Source organism: Amycolatopsis ultiminotia (assembly GCF_039536925.1).
GTDB classification, from domain to species: Bacteria; Actinomycetota; Actinomycetes; order Mycobacteriales; family Pseudonocardiaceae; genus Amycolatopsis; species Amycolatopsis ultiminotia.
In genome coordinates this window covers 160,531-178,638 of sequence record NZ_BAAAZN010000005.1, presented here as the reverse complement: position 1 = coordinate 178,638, position 18,108 = coordinate 160,531, and the positions used below count along the sequence as shown (strand labels likewise).

Genomic DNA, 18,108 nt, shown 5'->3' with positions numbered 1-18,108 from the left:
TCGTAGGCTGTCGACTGTGAGCCAGCCGATCCTGATGACCGTGGACGACGATCCCGCTGTGTCGCGGTCGGTCGCGCGGGACCTGCGTCGCCGCTACGGCAGGGACTACCGCGTGATCCGTGCCGATTCGGGCGCGGACGCGCTCGACGCGCTCCGCGAGATCAAGCTGCGTGGCGATGCCGTCGCGGCCATTCTCGCCGACTACCGCATGCCGCACATGGACGGCATCGTCTTCCTGGAGAAGGCGATGGACCTGTTCCCCAACGCCCGCCGTGCGCTGCTGACCGCCTACGCGGACACCGACGCGGCGATCCAGGCCATCAACGTGGTCGATGTGGACCACTACCTGCTCAAACCCTGGGACCCGCCGGAGGAGAAGCTGTACCCGGTCATCGACTCCCTGGTGGAGGCATGGCTGGCGGTCGGTGACCGGCCGGTGGAGGAGACGAAGCTGATCGGCCACCGGTACTCCGCGCCGTCGTTCCGGATGCGCGACTTCCTCGCCCGCAATGCGGTGCCCTACCGCTGGTACTCCGTCGACGACGAAGAGGGCGGTCGCATCCTGGAGGCGGCCGGCGCATGCGACACCGACATCCCGGTGGTGGTCACGCCCGGCGGCACGGTGCTGAAGCAGCCTTCCGGCAGCGAGATCGCCGACGCGGTCGGCCTGTCCACACGGCCGGCACAGGACTTCTACGACCTCGTGGTGATCGGCGGCGGTCCGGCCGGGCTCGGCGCGGCCGTGTACGGCGCGTCCGAGGGCCTTCGCACGGTGCTGGTCGAGCGGAAGGCCACCGGCGGCCAGGCGGGCACCAGCTCCCGGATCGAGAACTACCTCGGATTCCCGGACGGTGTGTCCGGTGCCCAGCTCACCGATCGGGCCCGGCGCCAGGCGCAGAAGTTCGGTGCCGAGGTGCTCACCGCGCGAGACGTCGTGGGCCTGGAGGCACGCGGTTCGAGTCGCGTGGTCACCTTCGGCGACGGTTCCGAACTCGCCGCGCACTCCGTGATCCTCGCCAGCGGGGTCACCTACCGGGCACTCGAAGCGGACGGCATCGAGCATCTGACCGGCCGTGGCGTCTACTACGGCTCCGCGGCGACCGAGGCGCCCGAGTGTCACGACGAGCACGTGTACATCGTCGGTGGCGCGAACTCCGCAGGGCAGGCCGCAGTGTTCTTCTCCCGGCACGCCGCAGACGTGACACTGCTCGTGCGCGGCCCCTCGCTCGAGGCATCGATGTCGCACTACCTCATCGAGCAGCTCGCCGCGATCGACAACGTCCACGTGCGCACGCACACCACTGTGGTCAAGGCTCATGGCGACGACCACCTCGAATCCATCACGGTCTGCGAGAACGGTGCGACCGAGGATCTCGACACCGGGCACCTCTTCATCTTCATCGGGGCCGCCCCGCGTACGGGGTGGCTGGGGGACGCGATCCTGCGGGACGGACACGGTTTCGTCCGGACCGGCCCGGACCTGATCGAGGACGGCCGCCGCCCGGCGGGGTGGCACCTCGACCGGGATCCGCATTATCTGGAAGCGTCCGTCGCCGGAGTGTTCGTGGCGGGTGACGTCCGCTCGCAGTCGGTGAAAAGAGTGGCCTCCGCCGTTGGGGAAGGCGCGATGGCCGTGACCCTGGTCCACCGTTACCTGGAGGAACAGTGACCGCATTGTCGCGTGAGGAACTGCGCAGTCTGTTCCTGTTCGAGCACTTCACCGCCGAGCAGCTCGACTGGATCGAAGAGCACGCTGCGGTGGAGGAGTTCAAGGCCGATTCCGTGGTGATCCGCGAGGGCGACCCGGCAACCTGCTTCTACGTGCTGCTCGGCGGCGCGCTGCGGATGACGCGCCAGGTGGCCGGCGCCGAGGTCGAGACCAAGCGATCGGACCAGCGTGGTTCCTACTGTGGCGCCACGCAGTTCCTGGCGTATCAGGACAGCGAATCGACCTACAGCACCACGATCTACGCGGTGAGCGACCTGACCTTCCTCACGCTGCCCGCGGCCGAGTTCGCGGTGGAGTTCCGCCGCTGGTTCCCGATGGCCGCGCATCTGCTGGAGGGCATGTACCTCGGCTGGCGCAACAACGACGCCCTGGTCTCCTCGCGCCGTCGGCTGGTCGCACTCGGCGAACTGTCGGCAGGGCTCATGCACGAGCTGAACAATCCGGCCGCCGCTGCCGTGCGGGCCACCTCCGCGCTGCGCGAGCGGGTCGCCGGGATGCGGCACAAGCTCGCCGTCCTCGCGAAGAAGGACATCGACCCCGATCTGCTCCAGCTCCTGCTCGATGTGCAGGAACGGCTCGTGAAGCAGGTCGGCGACGCGCCCAAGCTGAGCGCGATGCAGCAGGCCGATCGCGAGGACGAGATCGGCGACTGGTTCGACGAGCGCGGGATCGACCAGGGCTGGGACCTTGCCAGCATCTTCGTCGCCGCGGGGCTCACCTCGGAAAGCCTGGACCACGTGCTGGAATCGGTCGGCGAAGGTCTGCTCGACGGCGCTATCCGCTGGCTCGCCTACGCCCTCGAAACCGAGATGCTGATGGGCGAGATCGAGGATTCCACCGCCAGGGTCTCCACGCTCGTCGGTGCGGCGAAGCAGTATTCGCAGATGGACCGCGCGCCGCACCAGTTCATCGATGTCCACGAAGGACTCGACTCCACGCTGGTGATGATGTCCGGCAAGCTCGGCGACGGCATCCGCGTGGTCAAGGAATACGACCGCTCGATCGCCCGCGTCCCTGCCTATGCGGCGGAGCTGAACCAGGTGTGGACCAACATCGTCGACAACGCAGTGTGCGCGATGGGCGGCGAAGGCACGTTGACCTTGCGCACCTGGCAGGTCGGCAAGCAGATCCGGGTGGAAATCGGTGACACCGGCCCGGGAATCCCGGAGGAGGTGCGGCTGCGCATCTTCGAGCCGTTCTTCACCACGAAGGGCGTGGGCGAGGGAACCGGGCTGGGACTGGACATCTCGTGGCGGATCATCGTGGACCGGCATTCGGGCGACATCAAGGTGACCTCGGCGCCGGGCGACACGCGATTCGAGATCTGCCTGCCGGTGGAGGAACAGGCCTCGCTCTGAACCGGTACGCGGACACAGGCCGGCGGCCGGTGCGGACTTCGCCCGGGGTCTTCGGGATCGTTCGGTGGAGACTGGCATCGGTGGTACCCCCCTCGAAACGGTGTGGTGCTCGATCCCGAGAGTAGCCCTGCGTTCCGGCCGGAATATCGCGACTATTCGAACTTTCCTTGTGCCCCAACGGTTTTCACGGAACAAAATGCCCTGATCAGGTGATTATGGCGGCGGAGTCATGGTCCCTCTCGGCACCCCGCATCGACCGCCGCGGTCACCCAGGCAGTGCGCCGGTGTCAGGAGCGCGGACGTATTCCGGGCAGGGTCAGGGTCATCGCGGCCGTCGTGAGCCAGGTCAGGATGTCGGGCAGCGGGATGCGCGCCAGGTGGCCGGGCCATTCGTCGGCGGCGGTGGTCAGTACCAGCTCGTCCTCGCCTGGTTGCACCCCGGTCAGCCGCAGGCCCTTCGGCAGATCCGGCAGGGGCAGCACGATCGGCCGGATCCGGTGCGGGAGCCGTGTCTTCCAGCGTCCGATGTGGACGGTAGTGGGGGTCAGGACCACTCCGCAGTCCTCGACACCGGCGACGAAAGCCAGGTGTCCCCAGTGCGGCCGTTTCCGCCAGCGCACCCGGAAACCGTCCGGATGCGGGGTTGCGAGCAGCGCAGGCCGTGTCCGGGCCACTCGCTGCCCTACGACGTCACCGCTCACCGCGATGTGCAGTTCCACGGCGGTCGGTACGAAGGTGGGTGACGGCAGTCCGCGTACTCGCACATCCCGTGCCAGCACGGTCACGCGGCGCAGCGGAATCCGGCTTACCGGGGGATGTTCGGCCGGGTCGGTGCCGGATGGCCGCTCCGGCCAGTCGACGTCCTCTGCGACGATGCGGACGTCGCCGACGCGGCCGGTCGCCAGCCGGAGCGAATCGGCCGGGTAGTCGAGTTCGGTCAGGGTCAGGCCGGCCTCGTGGCCCTCCACCGTGGTGGTGAGACGGCGGCCGACGAGCTGTTCGGTGACCATCCGGACGAGCGTGGCCGGCGTCGCGGGCACCGGCGGCAGCAAAGCCCGCCCTGCGGCGGCGAGGCCCGAGAGTTCGGGCCAGGGCACCCAGGCGTCGAACCACCGGTTTTCGCTCATCGGCTCATCGTAGGTCGGTCGCCGGACGGTCGCTCCCGGCTGTGGTGTTCGCCGCGTCGCCCAGCGCGGTGAGCCGGTTACGCAGGGAAGAAGAACCGGAGGTGGCTGCCGGGGTCAGGAGCCGGATCGCGATGACCGGGGTACCGCCGGAAAATCCTGCGTCCGGGTGACTGCGAACCGCCCGGGACGGGAATCCCGGTGGTGCGACGGGCTACCCTTGCCAGGTGCCTGCACGGGAGCCGGAACTGTCCGGTGTCGAGACGGTGGAGGAACGCGTCTACCGCCGGGAAGACTGGTATGCGGAGCAGCTGACCGCGCGCCGGTTCGTGCGGTGCGAGTTCCGCGAGATCGACTTCACCGAGTCGGAAACGCGGGGGGTCACGTTCACCGACTGCAGGTTCGGGAATGTGCGGTTCAACGCTTCACGGCACACGGATTCGGCGTTCACCGGATGCGTGTTCACCCGGTGCAACCTGTTCGACACCGAGTTCACCGGGTGCAAGTTCGTGGGCAGCCGGTTCGAGGAGTGCGAACTGCGGCCGATGCGGGTGACCGGCGGCGACTGGTCGTTCGTGGACCTGCACCGCGCGGATCTGCGTGGGGTCGCGTTCCAGCGCGTGCGGTTGCGCGAGGCGAATCTCACCGCGGCGAACTGCGTGGGTGCGGAGTTCTCCGACGCCGACCTGTCCGGGGCCGAACTGGAGAACGTCGATCTGACCCGTGCCGAGCTGCGGGGCAGCGACCTCTCGGCGCTCGATCCGGTGCGTGCGCGGCTGGCCGAGGCGATCGTTTCCCCGGAACAGGCCACGGTGCTCGTCACGTCGCTTGGCCTGCACGTCCGCGGGTAGGCTCGGGGCGAGCAGTTCGCCGGGCCGGGAGGAGCGCGATGCGAGTCGTCACGCCGGGGTTCACCGGGCGCGCGCGGGGGAACAACCCCCGGTTGCCGCCGGGGCAGCACCTCACCGAGGACTTCCCGGTGCTGTCCGTCGGTCCGACGCCGCGGGTGAACCGGGACCGGTGGGAGTTCGCCGTGGTGACCGAGCGCGGTGCCCGCCGCTCGTGGACGTGGCGGGAGCTGCTCGCGCTGCCGAGTGAACAGTTCACTGTGGACATTCACTGCGTCACGCAATGGTCCAAACTCGACACTCGCTGGCGCGGTGTGCGGGTGGACACGCTGCTCGGTGATCTGGACACCGCTGCCGACTACGTGCTGGCGCGGTCCTACGGCGGCTACACCACGAACATCCCGCTTGCCGATCTGCTCGGACCGGCCTGGATCGCCTACGAGTACGCCGGACAGCCGCTCGTGCCCGAGCACGGCGGGCCTGCTCGGCTGGTCGTGCCGCAGCTGTACTTCTGGAAGTCCGCGAAATGGATCCGCGAACTGCGGCTCGGCACCAAGGACGCCCCGGGGTTCTGGGAAACGGCCGGTTACCACGACTACGGAGATCCATGGCGGGAACAGCGGTATCAGGGCGATTAGCGTGGCGGGTGGCCCGGCTCGCGGAGATCCGGCAGGAGACGGCGACGGCGCGCACGCTGGTGTTCCACGTGGCCGGCTGGCCGGGACACCTCGCCGGCCAGCACGTCGACGTTCGGCTCACCGCGGCCGACGGGTACACCGCGCAGCGCAGCTATTCGCTTGCCGCGCCGCCGGATCGCGATCGCGTCGAGCTCACCGTGCAACGGGTTCCCGACGGCGAGGTTTCCGAACACCTCACCGGGCCGTACGCGATCGGCGATCCGGTGGAGATCCGCGGGCCGATCGGTGGCTGGTTCATATGGCAGCCCGTCGAACCGGAGCCGGTGCTGCTCGTCGCGGGCGGGTCGGGCATCGTACCGTTGATGGCGATGATCCGCGCCCGGCGTGCGGCCGGGAGCCGGGCGTTGTTCCGGCTGCTGTACTCGGTGCGGACTCCGGCCGAGCGGTACTACGCCGAGGAACTTCGCACGCCGTACGCGGGTCTGGACATCACTTACGTCTACACGCGTGAGTTGCCGGAGGGCCGTGCCGGCATCCCGCGGCGGATCGACGCGGCCACGCTCAACGCGGTGGCGTGGCCGCCGGAGTTCGGGGCTACCACCTACCTTTGCGGACCCACCGGATTCGTCGAAACCGTGGCCGACCTCCTGCTCTCGCTGGGGCATGCAGCGCAGTCGATCCGGACCGAACGGTTCGGCCCGAGCCGGGACTGAGCCGCGCGCCGGGGTCAGGGCCGGGCGGGTTTGGCGAGCAGCTCACGCAAGGTGGCCAGCAGCTCCCTGCGGTCCGAGGCGCCGAGTTTGCCCCGGATGCGGGCCATGTGGTGTTCCACGGTCTTGCCCGAGATGAACAGTTTGCTGCCTGCCTGTTTGTAGGTCAGGCCGTCGACCACCAGGCGGGCGACCTCCAGTTCCCGTTCGCTCAGAGCGCTTGGCCCGGGGGCGCTGCCGGTCGCCGGGGCAGGGGAGTCGGGGCGTCCCGTGGTGCCCTGGAACTGACGGGCCGCTTCCAGCAGCTGCACCATCGCCTTGCGGTCCGACGTGCGGATCGCGGCCTGGCCCGCCAGCCGGGCGGCGTCCCAGCAGAGGTCCAGCTCGTGCAGTTCCGCGGCGGCCCCGGAGATCTCGTCGGGATCGAACGTGCCGCCGACCACCGACAGCCAGCAGGTGGCGGCGCGCGCGAGCGCGGCCGGGTAGCGGCCGCAGTCCGCGAACTGGGTCAGCGCCCACAACTGCCGTTCGGCCGCCGCCCGATCTTCCGATGTGATCGCGGCGTGTAGTTCGTGCCAGTACAGCGAGACTGTCCACAACGGAGGATTGCCGAGCTGGTCGAGCATCGTGTGCGCACGTTCGAGGCGGTGGGCGAGCTTGGCCTGCGCGCCGGTCCGTGCAGCGGCGATGGCCAGTTCTCCCAAGGGAAGCAGGGTGAACAGGTCCACCTGCTGGCGCATCGATGCCTGGTAGGCGCGATCCCACGAACGCTGCAGGCCGACGAGATCGCTCGCCCTCCTGGCCAGCCCCAGTTCGAGGGCGGTGAAGAACAGCTCGTCGCGGGCCTCCAGTTTCGTGCCTGCCACGGCGGCCCGGTGTTCGGCCGCGGTGGCGAGGTTCCCGCTGGTCATGGCGACCCAGCCGAGCAGCAGCCGGTGCCGGGTGGTGAGCAGGTCGCCGCCGACACCGTTCGTCAACGCACGCTGCAGCACCGACTCGGCGAGTGCCAGTTCCCCGGAATGCAGTCCGGCGAGCCCGGCAAGGGCGGCCGGGCTGTCCGGCAGCGGTGCCCCGCCCATGGCGGGTTCGAGCATTGCGGCGGCACCGACCAGCTCCGGCAACGCCTCGGTTCCGTACCCGGTCACCGATTCCACGATGCCGTTCGCGGTACGGGCGGCGGCTCCGGTGAACAACGTCGGAGCAGCCCCGCGTGCGGGCGAGGCAGCGAGCGCCCGCCCGCCGTCGGCCTGGCCGGTCCCGACGAGCGCGATCGCGGCGAACGCGTCGACCGCACCCGGCCCGGCCCATCGGTAGCCCTCGCTGGGGGCTCGGCTGCCGGTGAGCTCTTGCGGGTGGCGGAAACCGGAGTCCGCACCGGAAAACTGTCCAGGCACGGTGCGTTCGGGCCGGCCGGAATGTACGGCGGACGACGGTTCGTGGCTTGGTACGGAGTCCGCCACCGGGTCGCCGTGGGTGTTTTCGGCCGGCTGAGAGTGGCTTGGTGGCGTGACGGCGGTTCGGGGCGTGGCGTCGGCCGGTGTCGGGGTGGGGTGTTGGGTGCTGTCGGTCGCGGCTGCCCACCGGTACAGCTCTGCGCTCCGGGCCAGTTCGCCTCGGTGGGCCAGGACAGTGGCCGCGATCTCCGCTCCTGCGGCGCGGCATTCGGGGTCTTCGTCGGACAGCATGCCGTCGCCGAGGCGCAGGGCGGTGTCCAAGTCTCCGGACAGGGCTGCGGCTCGGGCCCAGCCGGTGGTGGTCGCCGCCTCGCGCGCACCCGCGTCGGCGGCGGCTTCGAAGAGACGGGCAGCCAGTTTCGTGTCGCTCGACAGCGCTTCATGGGCCGCGGTGGCGAAAGCGGTTGCCGCGGAGGCACCGGAGCTGCCCGCATCCAGTAACGACCGGGCGAGGTCGAGGATGGGCAGTCCCCGGAGCAGCTGGGTTTCCACCAGCTGCTGGACGGCCGCCAGGCGTCGCGCGGGTGGGGCGTAGGCGCGGACGGCTTCGGCGGCAACCGGCAGCAGCGCGTCCTCGGTGTCCAGCAGGCCGGTTGCGCGGGCGCCGTCCACCACCTCCGCCAGCGCGTCGGGGGAGCGGTCCAGCAGCGTGCCCAACAGGTCCAGATTGCGCCCGGCGCCGGCTTCGGCGGCGATCAGGTAGCGGAGGACGTCGTCGTCGAGGTCGGCCAGTTCGGCGCGGAAGGCGTCCAGCCGATCGGTCACGACGCGTTCCACCAGCCTGGGGACGCCGCCGGTGCGGGCGTGCAGTGCGGCGGCCGCGGCGGCGTCCAGCGGGTGGCCGGTGCGGTGCCGGGCGAGCTTGGCGACTTCGTCGACGTCCAGTGGCGGCAGCCGGAAGGTCTCGCCGAGGCTGCGCAGCGCGTCCGCACGCGGGCTCGGGCGGTGTGCCAGCACCAGCGGGCCTTCGGCGGCGGCGGCCAGTGCGGTGAGTCTGGCCAGGTCCTCGTCGTCGAGCTGGTCGGCGTCGTCGATGACGGTGGCGTCGACGCCGGCCGCGCGGTACCCGCGGTCCAGCGCGCCGAGCAGGGCGGTTTTGCCGTAGCCGCCGGGGGCTATGACGACCAGCCGGACCGGGGTCGCGGCCGCGTCGTGCTCCGCGAGGAGCCGGCGGGCGGCAGGGTGCACAGTGTCGGTTTTCGCCAGCAGTGCGTTCAACAGTGACCTTCACCGGAGGGAGCCGTGGCCGGGTGGGTGCACGAGCTCGGGGGAGGGGGAGGAGGAGTGGATTCTCGGTCCGCGGTCGCTTCGTGCGACGTCAGGGTGGCGATCAGGATGGTCGAGGCGATGGCGAGCACGGCGGCGGTGGCCGCCAGCGGACGCCAGCGGCGGAGCAGCTTCGCGGCGCCTTCGGGTTCGGGCAGCGTGAACGGGGTGATCTCCACCGGCGGCCGTTCGGGCCGTTCGGGAAGTTCGGGGGATTCGTCGAGCCGGGGCAGCAGCGTGGTTTCGGCGGCGGGCTCGAGCCGGGTCAGCGCGCTCGTCCGTGCTGCGACGGCGCCGGTCCGCTGGGAGGCGAGGACACTCGCGCCGATCGCCGCGGTCAAGGCGGGCCGGGGGCCGGCGAACACCGGGCACGGCAGGCGACCCGGCAGCACACCGGGTCCCGGCTCTCCGCAGAACACGATGCCTGCCAACGTTTCCGGGCTGACGTTCGCGGCGTGTGCGAGACCGAAAGCGCTGCTCACCGCGGCCGTGGGGGCCACACCTTCGGTGCTGCTGCGGGATATCCAGCCACTCGCGCCGGAAGCGGTCGCCAGCGTGACGGTGACGCCGTCCGGCCCGAACTCGCACACCGCCGCCGCCCGGTCGCCCGGCTCGGGTTCCGGGAGGTGGGCGTACAGCGCGGCGAGCGCACTGGGTACGAGCGTCACCGCCGCGAAGCCGCCATCGGCCAGCGCGTGACGCAGGAGTTCGCGCCGGTAACCACCCCAGTCACCGGGGTGGGTGACGACGAGATGCCGGGGTGTTCCGCCGAGATCCCTGCCCGCGAGTTCGGCCACACCGTCCACGACGACCGTGCTCAGCGATTCCGGGGTGAACGGCTCGCCGCCGACGAACACCGGCACGTCGTCGCCGATCCGCCGGTGGAAACCGGTGAGCAGCCTGGCCGGCACGGTGGCCCCGGCCTGCGCGGCCGCGTCGCCGGTGAGCAGGTAGCCCTCGTCGTCGAGGAAGAGCGCGGTCGCCGCGGCCGGACCGGATTCGCCCAGCCACAGCGGCTCCGGATCGGCCCATGGATCACCCTGCCTGCGGCGGGTTGCGGCGTGGGTCCGGGCCGGGCCGACATCGATGCCGAGCACGTAGGGCACCGCCGCTTCCTCCCTTCGTCGCATCACGGCTGGGCCGAGGGGCGCAATCACGGAACGCGTACGCATCCTCACCCGGTTGAGGGAGTCGGGCAAGAGTGGGGTGGGATTTAACCCAACCGGGTTCCGCGTGTCCGAGCCCCTAACTCCCTAACGATCTCATATCGACCCCCTAACGGCTGATCGAGGCGCGACTGGGTGTAAACCCCGATGTGAGCGGGGGTGCCCCCTCCCTACCTTGATCGCCAGCCCGGACGGGGAGGTCCGGGCTTTCCCCGTAAGAACGACAAGTGGAGATCCCCCCATGGACCCGGTGCAGACTCTGCACGACTTCACGCTCAACCTGCTCAGTGATCCGGCCGCGCTGGCCGCGTTCGGCCAGGACCCGCAGGCGGCGCTCGGCGCCGCCGGACTCGGCGACGTCAGCGCCGCCGACGTGCACGACGTCCTCCCGCTGGTGCTCGACTACGTCCCGGTCGACAGCCTTGCCGGGCTCGGCCAGCTGCCGCAGGCCGGCGACCTGACCGGCGCCGTCTCCGACGGCCCGCAGGGTGCCATCGACCAGCTGCAGGCCCTCACCGCGTCGCTCGGCCTCCCTGCGGTCGACGCTCCGGCCGGCCTGCCCTCGGCCGGTGAGCTGCCGGGCCTGTCTGCCATCGGCGAGCCGTCCTCGATCCCCGGCGTGCCCGCGCTCCCCGGCTTGCCGGGTATCCCGGCGATCCCGGGTGTTCCGGCCGGTTCCGGTGCGCCGGGTGTGCCCGCGGTGCCGGGTGTGCCCGCGGTCGATCTGCCGGGCGTCGGCGAGGTGCAGAACACCGCCGCGTCGGTGACCGCGCTCGCGCAGGACCCGACCAGTGCGCTCGCCCTCGGCCAGGACCTGGCCCACGGTCTGGACGCGGCCCCGGTCGCGCAGGCGGCGGGCGGTGCGGTCGAGCAGGTCCAGGACGTGGTCGGCGGTGCGGTCGACCAGGTTCAGGACGTGGCAGGCGGCGCCTCGGCCGCGGCCCCGGTGTCGGCCGGCGACGTGGCGGCTGCCGCCCAGCCGGCGAGCGAGACTGCCGGTCACCTTGCCGAGGCCGGTGGCGGCGTGGCCGGCCACGTCAGCGACCTCGTCGGCACGGCCACCGAGCACGTGGGCAGCCTCAGCGGTGCGCTCAGCGCGCAGAGCCTGAACCACGTCGCGGGCACTGCCACCCACGAGGTGCAGTCGCTCACGAACGGCGCGCCGGACCTCGGTACGGAGCGTGCCGGCGCCGACACCGCGGTGCACAGCGGTACCGATGCGGGCGCCGGCGCGGTGCACAGCGGTACCGACGCGGGCCTCGGTGCGGTCCACGACACCGTTTCGTCGGTGTCCGACGCTGCCCACCAGGGCCTCGGCATTGACCTGCACGCAGGCGCCGAGACCCCGCACGGTGGCGGCGAGCTGCACCTTTCCCTCTGAGCAGAGGCGTTCCGGTGGTGGCTTCGCGGGCTGGGTGCGCCCGCGGAGCCACCACCCGCTTTCGATACTCCCCGTACCTGGGGGACACTGCATCGTCGTGACGGCTCCTGCTTGGCTCGACGTGCTCGACGAGACCTTGGATGCCTGCCGGACGCACGGCCGTGCGGACCTGGCGCAGCGGTTGCTGCGGCGCCGGGACCGGCCGCCCGGCGGCACCCGGATCGCGGTGCTCGGCTTCGCGAAACAGGGCAAGGGTTACCTGGTGAACGCGGTGCTCAACGCCCCGGTCTGCGCGGTCGGCGACGCATCCACCCCCGCGGTGCCGGTCGAAATCGGCTACGCCGCCGAACCCGGTGCGACCCTCGTCGGACGTGCCGACGAGCGCATCCCGGTGCCGGTCGAACGGTTGACCGGGGAGGTCGGCGCCCGGCCTGCCGGTTCCCTGCGCCGGGTCGAGGTCGGGGTTCCGCGGGATCTGCTGTCCAGTGGCCTCGTCCTCGTGGACACGCCCGCGGTCGGGGATCCGCGTTCGCCGCGCACGGCCGCTGCACTCGACGTGCTGGCCGACGCCGACGCCGTGGTCCTCGTCTCCGACGCCACGACCGCCCTCAGCCCGGCCGAACTCGCACTGGCCCATCACATCCGCACCTGGTGCCCGCACGTCGTGCTGGCGCTCACCAAGATCGACGTCTGTCCGAGCTGGCGTGCGGTCGCCGAACGGAATCGCACGGCGCTGTCCGAGGCCGGGATCGACGCGGCCGTGCTGCCGATGTCCTCGACCGTGCGGTTCGCCGCGGCGACGGCGGGGGACCAGGAGCTCAACGCGCGGTCCGGATTCCCGGAGCTGCTCGGCTGGATCGCCGGCCAGGTGTCGCGAACACCGGAGAGCCAGGCCGCGCTGCTCGCCGCGGTGAGCGTACGGGCGGCGGCTGCCGAGCTGGTGGAGACGTTGCGGGTGCGGGCGGAGGCGGCCGGACAGGAGGCCGGGGTCGACCAGACGACGTTGCTGCACCGCGCCCAGCGCCGGGCCGACGACCTGCGCAGGCGCAACAGCCGTTGGCAGAACCTGCTTTCCGACGAGATCGCGGACCTGCAGTCGGATGCCGAATACGATCTGCGGGAGCGCACGCGGCGCATCGTGGAGACGATCGACGAGACCTTCGACCGTGGCGATCCGGTGAAGGTGTGGGACGAGTTCGGTCCGTGGCTCGATCGCACGCTGGCCGAAGCCGTCGAGACCACCTACACCTTCACCGCGGAGCGCGCGGAATGGATTGCACAGGCGGTCGCGGTGAGCTTCGGGGTGCAGTACGACCTGGAGGAGGTGACCTCCCCCGACTCCGGCGCGGATCGGATCGCCCAGGTCCGGCAGCCGCGGATCGAGCGGTTCAAGATCGGCCAGAAGGCGTTCACCGGACTGCGGGGTTCCTACGGCGGTGTGCTGATGTTCGGGCTGGTGACCGGGCTGGCCGGATTGCCGCTGCTCAACCCGATCTCGCTCGGCGCAGGTGTCGCGTTCGCCGCGAAGACGATCAGCGACGAGGGCGGGATGCGCCGGCAGCGTCGGCAGGCAGTGGCGAAAATGACCGCGCAGCGCCATGTCGATGACGTGTTCCTGCAGTTCAGCAAGGAGTGCCGGGACGCGATCCGGCATGTGCAGCGGAAGCTGCGGGACCACTTCACCGCGCTCGCCGAGGACCTCGCCGACGAGCTGACCCGGGAACGCGAGACGATCATCGCCGGTTCGGCCGAGCGGGAACGGCGCACTGCCCAGCTGCGCCGGGAAATCGACCGGCTGGCCGGATTGCACCAGCGTGCCGGCGAACTCGGCCTGCGCGCCGGACGAGCGCCGAAGGAGCTTTCCGCGTGACTGAAGACGTCCGCGCGCTTCTGGCCGACGCGTGCGCCTTCTATCGGGGCAGTCCACGCGCGTCCACGTTGTTGCGCGAAGCGCTCGACCATCTCGACGAGCCGCTACGGGTCGGCGTCACCGGCGCTGCGGGGACTGGGAAGTCCACACTCACCTCAGCACTCGGTGATTGGCCGTCTCGCCCGCTTCGTGACCTGGAGCTCGTTGACGACCCTTCGCCGGCGACGCGCACCGACGCCTCCATACGGCTGCTTCGCCACCTCGAACCCGACGAACTGGCTGGGCTTCGCCCGACAACGACGTCTACGTTTGCGCGGCAGACTGCAGTCGACACGGTGCTGGTCCTTGCGCGCGCTGACGAAACGGGCGCAGGGCGGATCGACGCGCTGCTGTCCGCGAAGCAGCTCGCACGGCGCGCCTGGCGTGAAGATCCGTTGTGCAGTGGCTTTCAAGGCGTGATCGCAGTGGCCGGGCAACTCGCGTACGGCGCTCGCGCGTTCACGGAAGACGAGTTCGAGCTGCTGGCCGCCTTCGCGGCAGTGCCACGCGAGGAGCTGGAGCGGTACCTGATCTCCGTCGACGCGTTCACTGATCCGGCTTTCCCGGGCCCGGTATCGGCTGAGACGCGACGTTCGCTCGTGACGAGGTTCGGGCTCTTCGGCTTGAAGCTCGCGCTCACGTTGATTCGCACGGGTTGTGACAACCGGCTGAAGCTGTCCAACGAACTCGTCCGGCGCAGTGGCCTCGGCGAACTGCAGGACACCGTCGCGGGCTGCTTCGCCGCGCGCGCCGAAGTGCTCCGCGCGCGCACCGCGGTGATCAGCCTGGAGACAGTGCTGCAGGCTGAACCACGCCCGCACAGCGACCGCCTTGCTGCGCGCGTCGAGCGCTTCTCCGCGACCGCGCACGATTTCCGCGAACTGCGTTTGATCGCCGACATCCGGGGCGGCCGGACCGCGCTGTCCGGCGATCCGGCCGACGAAGCGGCAAAGCTGATGGGCGCGCAGGGCACCGCGCCGGAGGAACGGCTCGGTCTGGAAATCGGCAGTGATCCCGGTGCGGTCTACGACGCCGGGCTCGATGCCGTTCTCCGCTGGCGGCACGAGGCAGAACGGCCGGACCGGCCCCCGGCCGAGCGGGCCGCCGCGCACGTGGTGGTGCGCAGTGTGGAAGGTGTGCTGGCGCAGTTCACCGGTTGACGCCGGCGGGGCGGGCGCGCACCATAGAGCTCTCTATGGTGCCAGTGCCGGCCGAAGGGATTGCCGCATGCCCGCAGACGTCCGCCCCCGATTCCGCATACTGGGCGAAGTTCTCTCGCACTGGGCCGAGCAGCGCGGTGACCGTCCGGCGCTGACCTTCGGCGAACGCACGCACACCTGGGCCGAGTTCGACGAACGCGTGCGGCGGCTGTCTGCGGCGCTCGCCGGCGCGGCCATCGGCAGGGGTGACCGGGTCGCGTTCGTGGACAAGAACCACCCGGCCTGCGTCGAGGTCACCTTCGCGGCAGCCGGCCTCGGCGCGGCAACGGCGATCGTCAACTGGCGGCTGTCCGCGGAGGAACTGGTCTACGTGCTGAACGATTCGGGTGCGCAGATCGTGTTCGTCGGGGCGGAGCTGATGCCGGTGGTGGCGGGTATTCGCGACCGGCTTCCGGCGGTGCGCGAACTGGTCGTGGTCGGCGGAGCGGACGACGAGTTCGAGGCCTTCGTGGCCAGTGCACAACCGCGTACCGAAGCGCCCGAAGCGACTCCGGACGACGGCGTGCTGGTCATGTACACGAGTGGTACCACGGGTTTTCCGAAGGGGGCAGTGCTCACGCATCGCAGCGTGCTCGCGCACGGGGCAGCGACCGGCACTGCCTTCCCGCTGGGGTCCGGTGACCTCAACCTGGTCGCGATGCCACTGTTCCACGTGGGCGGAAGTTGTTACGCCATCGTCGGTTTCCTCTCCGGCGAGCCGACCATCATGACCCGCGAACCGGATGCCGCGTCGTTGTTCGCGGCACTCGCGGCCGGTGCCACGCACGCGTTCCTGGTGCCCGCCGTGGTTGCTGCCGTGGTGCAGGCGGGGGAGCAGGCGATTGCCGCGTTCTCCCGGCTCAAGTACCTGGGCTACGGGGCGTCGCCGATGCCGTTGCCCTTGCTGCGCAAGGCTTTGGCGGCCTGGCCAGCGACGAACTTCGTCCAGGTCTACGGCATGACCGAACTGTCCGGTGCGGTGACCACATTGGACCCGCCCGCGCACCGCGATCCGGCGCACCCGCAGCGGCTGGAGTCGGCGGGTACCCCGTTGCCGGGGGTCGAGGTGCGCATCGAGGGTTCCGGTACCAGTGGCGAAGTGTGGGTCCGCACCGGCCAGCGGATGTCGGGATACCTCGGTAAACCGGAGGCGACCGCGGAGACCATTGTGGACGGCTGGGTGCGTACCGGCGACGTCGGTCGGCTCGACGACGGCGGGTTCCTGTTCCTCGAGGACCGGGTCAAGGACATGATCATCACCGGTGGCGAAAACGTCTACTCACCGGAGGTGGAACGGGTGCTGGCGGAGTTCCCCGGGGTGGCGGAGGTGGCCGTGATCGGGGTGCCCGACGACCGCTGGGGCGAGCAGGTCAAGGCCGTCGTCGCACCGCTGCCGGGGGAATCCGTCGACGGCGGCAAGCTGATCGAGTACTGCCGGGAACGGCTGGCGCACTACAAGTGCCCGCGGACGGTGGACGTACTGGAAGCGTTGCCGCGCAACGCAACCGGCAAGATCCTCAAGCGGACGCTGCGGGAACCGTACTGGCAGGACCGCAGTCGGCGCGTCTGATGCCTGCCGTCACCAGGCAGCAGTACTTCGACGCGGCGCTGGCCTTGCTCGCCGCGAACGGGTTCGCCGGGCTCAACGTCGGCAGGCTGTGCGGCGAACTGGGAGTCACGAGCGGTTCGTTCTACCACCATTTCGGTGGCTGGCCCGGGTTCGTCGGGAGCCTGCTGGAATTCTGGGAGCAACGCCAGGTCCGGATCCTCGCCGAGGGGCACTTCGGCACCGAAGGTCCGGAAGCCGACTTCGCCGCGCTGATGGACCTCACGCTCGGCCTGCCGCACCAGGCCGAGGCGGCGATCCGGGCGTGGTCGATGAACGACGAGACCGTGCGAGCAGTCCAGAAACGTGTGGACGAGGCCAGGGTAGGCACGGTCGGCCGCGCGGTGCAGGGACTGGTCGGCGACGCGGCGCTGGCCGGCACCCTCACCTCACTGGGCCTGGCGATGCTCGTGGGACACCAGCAGTTGCTCGCCGAAGGCGCGCACACCGACCTGGCCGCACTGCTGGCCGAATACACCCGCCTGGTGCACTCGAGGGTGCCTTAGCGCGTGTCTCCGGATGAGTTGTGGGTGTTGGTGGGGCCGCTGATTCCGGTGCATGGGGTTCGCCGGCAGGGTGCCGATTCGAGCAGGAAACTCGGCAAACACTGCTGGGTCATCGAACGATCCGTCGCCGGGCTCTTCGGCCACCACCGACTCGCCACCCGATACGACCGCTACACCAACCGCTTCTGCGCATTTCTCACCCTCCGCAGCTGCAAGAAAACCACTCGCTTAGCGCAGTTTTGCCTCCGCTGCCCACGTGGCGAAGGTCGTGAGCGGCAGGTCGAGCGCGCGGGCTTCGGCGGGGCTGCCGGGCTGGCCGACCTCGTTGAGCCATACGTGGCCGAGCCCGAATTCCGGCATCCCGGCGGCCAGCGCCTCGTCCGGGGTCAGGTCCGGCGCGGTCAGCGGGGTGCCGAGGGTGCGGGAGAGCACGTCGGCGATTTCGGTCATCGTGAGCCGATCGCCTGCCAGGTCCAGTTCGACCCGGTGGAACCGTTCCGGGGCGGCGAAGGCGGCGGCCGCCGCGGTGCCGATGTCGGCAACCGCGACCAGGGGGACCTCGACGTGCGGTTTGATGACCGTCACGAGTCCGCCTTCCGGGCCGTTCGGGAGCAGGAACAACGGCGGCAGGAAGTTTTCCATGAAGAAGGCGGGCTTGAGCAACGTCCAGGACGGGAAGCCTGCTTCGCGGACCCGGTCCTGTAGTGCGGTCTTCGTCTCGTAGTAGTGCTCCATCGCCGCCCAGCGGCCCTCTTGCCAGCCGGGTGCTTCGCGGTGCTCACCGGCGCCGGCCACCGACGTGTGCACGAATTGCGGCACGCCGGCGGCCTGTGCCGCGTCGACCAGATTGCGGCCCTGCACCCACTCGGCATCGCCTTGCAGGTCTTCCAGGTCAGGCATCTGCACGGAGAAGACCCCGCGGACACCCTCGACCGCGCGGCGGACCGAATCGAAGTCGAGCAGATCGCCGGTGACCAGTTCGGCGCCGAGTGCCGCGACGGCACGGGCCCGGTCACTTGCCGGATTGCGGACCAGCGCCCGGACCGGGACGTCCGCCTTGCGCAGGGCGGCAGTCGTGGCGCCGCCCTGCTTTCCGGTGGCGCCGGTGACCAGTACGGGCGCGGGAGCAGACATCGGGGATTCCTTTCCGAGGCTTAACCGGCGGGGCCCGCCACTTATGCCTGCTACCGTACACCTAACTGGCGGGCCCCGCC

At 70.4% G+C, this 18,108-nt stretch carries 14 protein-coding genes and 1 pseudogene; 11 read left to right on the top strand and 4 right to left on the bottom strand.

Annotation, left to right across the window (positions count from 1 at the left end; all coding sequences use genetic code 11):
• The first annotated feature begins 16 nt into the window (after nucleotides 1-16).
• The gene (locus ABD793_RS13830; protein ID WP_344859601.1) at nucleotides 17-1,669 is read left to right on the top strand and encodes an NAD(P)/FAD-dependent oxidoreductase; all 1,653 of its coding nucleotides are present in this window, start codon (nucleotides 17-19) and stop codon (nucleotides 1,667-1,669) included.
• Nucleotides 1,666-3,087, top strand: a complete 1,422-nt coding sequence (locus ABD793_RS13825) for an ATP-binding protein (protein WP_344859599.1) — start codon at nucleotides 1,666-1,668, stop codon at nucleotides 3,085-3,087. Before ABD793_RS13830 ends, ABD793_RS13825 begins: the two co-directional genes overlap by 4 nt.
• A gap of 287 nt (nucleotides 3,088-3,374) precedes the next feature.
• Here ABD793_RS13825 and ABD793_RS13820 read toward each other — a convergent pair whose 3' ends face one another.
• Nucleotides 3,375-4,214: a hypothetical protein gene (locus ABD793_RS13820; protein ID WP_344859597.1), complete on the bottom strand. Its 840-nt coding sequence runs from the start codon at nucleotides 4,212-4,214 to the stop codon at nucleotides 3,375-3,377.
• Nucleotides 4,215-4,438: 224 nt separating this feature from the next.
• Here ABD793_RS13820 and ABD793_RS13815 point away from each other — a divergent pair, with 224 nt between their 5' ends.
• The 3 genes from ABD793_RS13815 to ABD793_RS13805 are packed head-to-tail and all read left to right on the top strand — an operon-like array spanning nucleotide 4,439 to nucleotide 6,410.
• Nucleotides 4,439-5,062, top strand: coding sequence for a pentapeptide repeat-containing protein (locus ABD793_RS13815; protein ID WP_344859595.1), 624 nt, complete (start codon nucleotides 4,439-4,441; stop codon nucleotides 5,060-5,062).
• Nucleotides 5,063-5,100: 38 nt separating this feature from the next.
• Nucleotides 5,101-5,697, top strand: a complete 597-nt coding sequence (locus ABD793_RS13810; RefSeq protein ID WP_344859593.1) for a molybdopterin-dependent oxidoreductase — start codon at nucleotides 5,101-5,103, stop codon at nucleotides 5,695-5,697.
• Nucleotides 5,667-6,410, top strand: a complete 744-nt coding sequence (locus ABD793_RS13805) for a ferredoxin reductase (protein WP_344859591.1) — start codon at nucleotides 5,667-5,669, stop codon at nucleotides 6,408-6,410. Before ABD793_RS13810 ends, ABD793_RS13805 begins: the two co-directional genes overlap by 31 nt.
• A 14-nt stretch (nucleotides 6,411-6,424) precedes the next feature.
• Here the strand turns inward: ABD793_RS13805 and ABD793_RS13800 are convergent, their stop codons facing one another.
• Together ABD793_RS13800 and ABD793_RS13795 are read right to left on the bottom strand one after the other, a co-directional pair.
• Nucleotides 6,425-9,079, bottom strand: a complete 2,655-nt coding sequence (locus ABD793_RS13800) for a helix-turn-helix transcriptional regulator (RefSeq protein ID WP_344859589.1) — start codon at nucleotides 9,077-9,079, stop codon at nucleotides 6,425-6,427.
• Complete coding sequence (locus ABD793_RS13795; RefSeq protein ID WP_344859587.1) at nucleotides 9,076-10,233, bottom strand: molecular chaperone DnaK; 1,158 nt, start codon at nucleotides 10,231-10,233, stop codon at nucleotides 9,076-9,078. Before ABD793_RS13795 ends, ABD793_RS13800 begins: the two co-directional genes overlap by 4 nt.
• Before the next feature lie 301 nt (nucleotides 10,234-10,534).
• On the opposite strand from ABD793_RS13795, the gene ABD793_RS13790 reads away from it, so the two are divergent.
• The 6 genes and pseudogenes from ABD793_RS13790 to ABD793_RS13765 form a co-directional block, all read left to right on the top strand.
• Nucleotides 10,535-11,674: an IniB N-terminal domain-containing protein gene (locus ABD793_RS13790; RefSeq protein ID WP_344859586.1), complete on the top strand. Its 1,140-nt coding sequence runs from the start codon at nucleotides 10,535-10,537 to the stop codon at nucleotides 11,672-11,674.
• A gap of 97 nt (nucleotides 11,675-11,771) precedes the next feature.
• Nucleotides 11,772-13,544, top strand: coding sequence for a P-loop NTPase family protein (locus tag ABD793_RS13785; protein WP_344859584.1), 1,773 nt, complete (start codon nucleotides 11,772-11,774; stop codon nucleotides 13,542-13,544).
• Nucleotides 13,541-14,743 carry a P-loop NTPase family protein gene (locus ABD793_RS13780; protein ID WP_344859582.1) on the top strand — a complete coding sequence of 401 codons (1,203 nt, stop codon included), beginning with the start codon at nucleotides 13,541-13,543 and terminating at the stop codon, nucleotides 14,741-14,743. Before ABD793_RS13785 ends, ABD793_RS13780 begins: the two co-directional genes overlap by 4 nt.
• 67 nt (nucleotides 14,744-14,810) lie before the next feature.
• The gene (locus ABD793_RS13775; RefSeq protein ID WP_344859580.1) at nucleotides 14,811-16,352 is read left to right on the top strand and encodes a long-chain-fatty-acid--CoA ligase; all 1,542 of its coding nucleotides are present in this window, start codon (nucleotides 14,811-14,813) and stop codon (nucleotides 16,350-16,352) included.
• Nucleotides 16,352-16,894, top strand: a complete 543-nt coding sequence (locus tag ABD793_RS13770; protein ID WP_344859578.1) for a TetR/AcrR family transcriptional regulator — start codon at nucleotides 16,352-16,354, stop codon at nucleotides 16,892-16,894. Before ABD793_RS13775 ends, ABD793_RS13770 begins: the two co-directional genes overlap by 1 nt.
• 69 nt (nucleotides 16,895-16,963) lie before the next feature.
• A pseudogene (locus ABD793_RS13765) lies at nucleotides 16,964-17,098 on the top strand (IS5/IS1182 family transposase); the annotation flags it as partial.
• A gap of 24 nt (nucleotides 17,099-17,122) precedes the next feature.
• On the opposite strand, the gene ABD793_RS13760 reads toward ABD793_RS13765, so the two are convergent.
• On the bottom strand, nucleotides 17,123-18,028 hold the full coding sequence (locus ABD793_RS13760) for an NmrA family NAD(P)-binding protein (RefSeq protein WP_344859576.1): 906 nt from the start codon (nucleotides 18,026-18,028) through the stop codon (nucleotides 17,123-17,125).
• Between the last annotated feature and the right edge of the window lie 80 nt (nucleotides 18,029-18,108).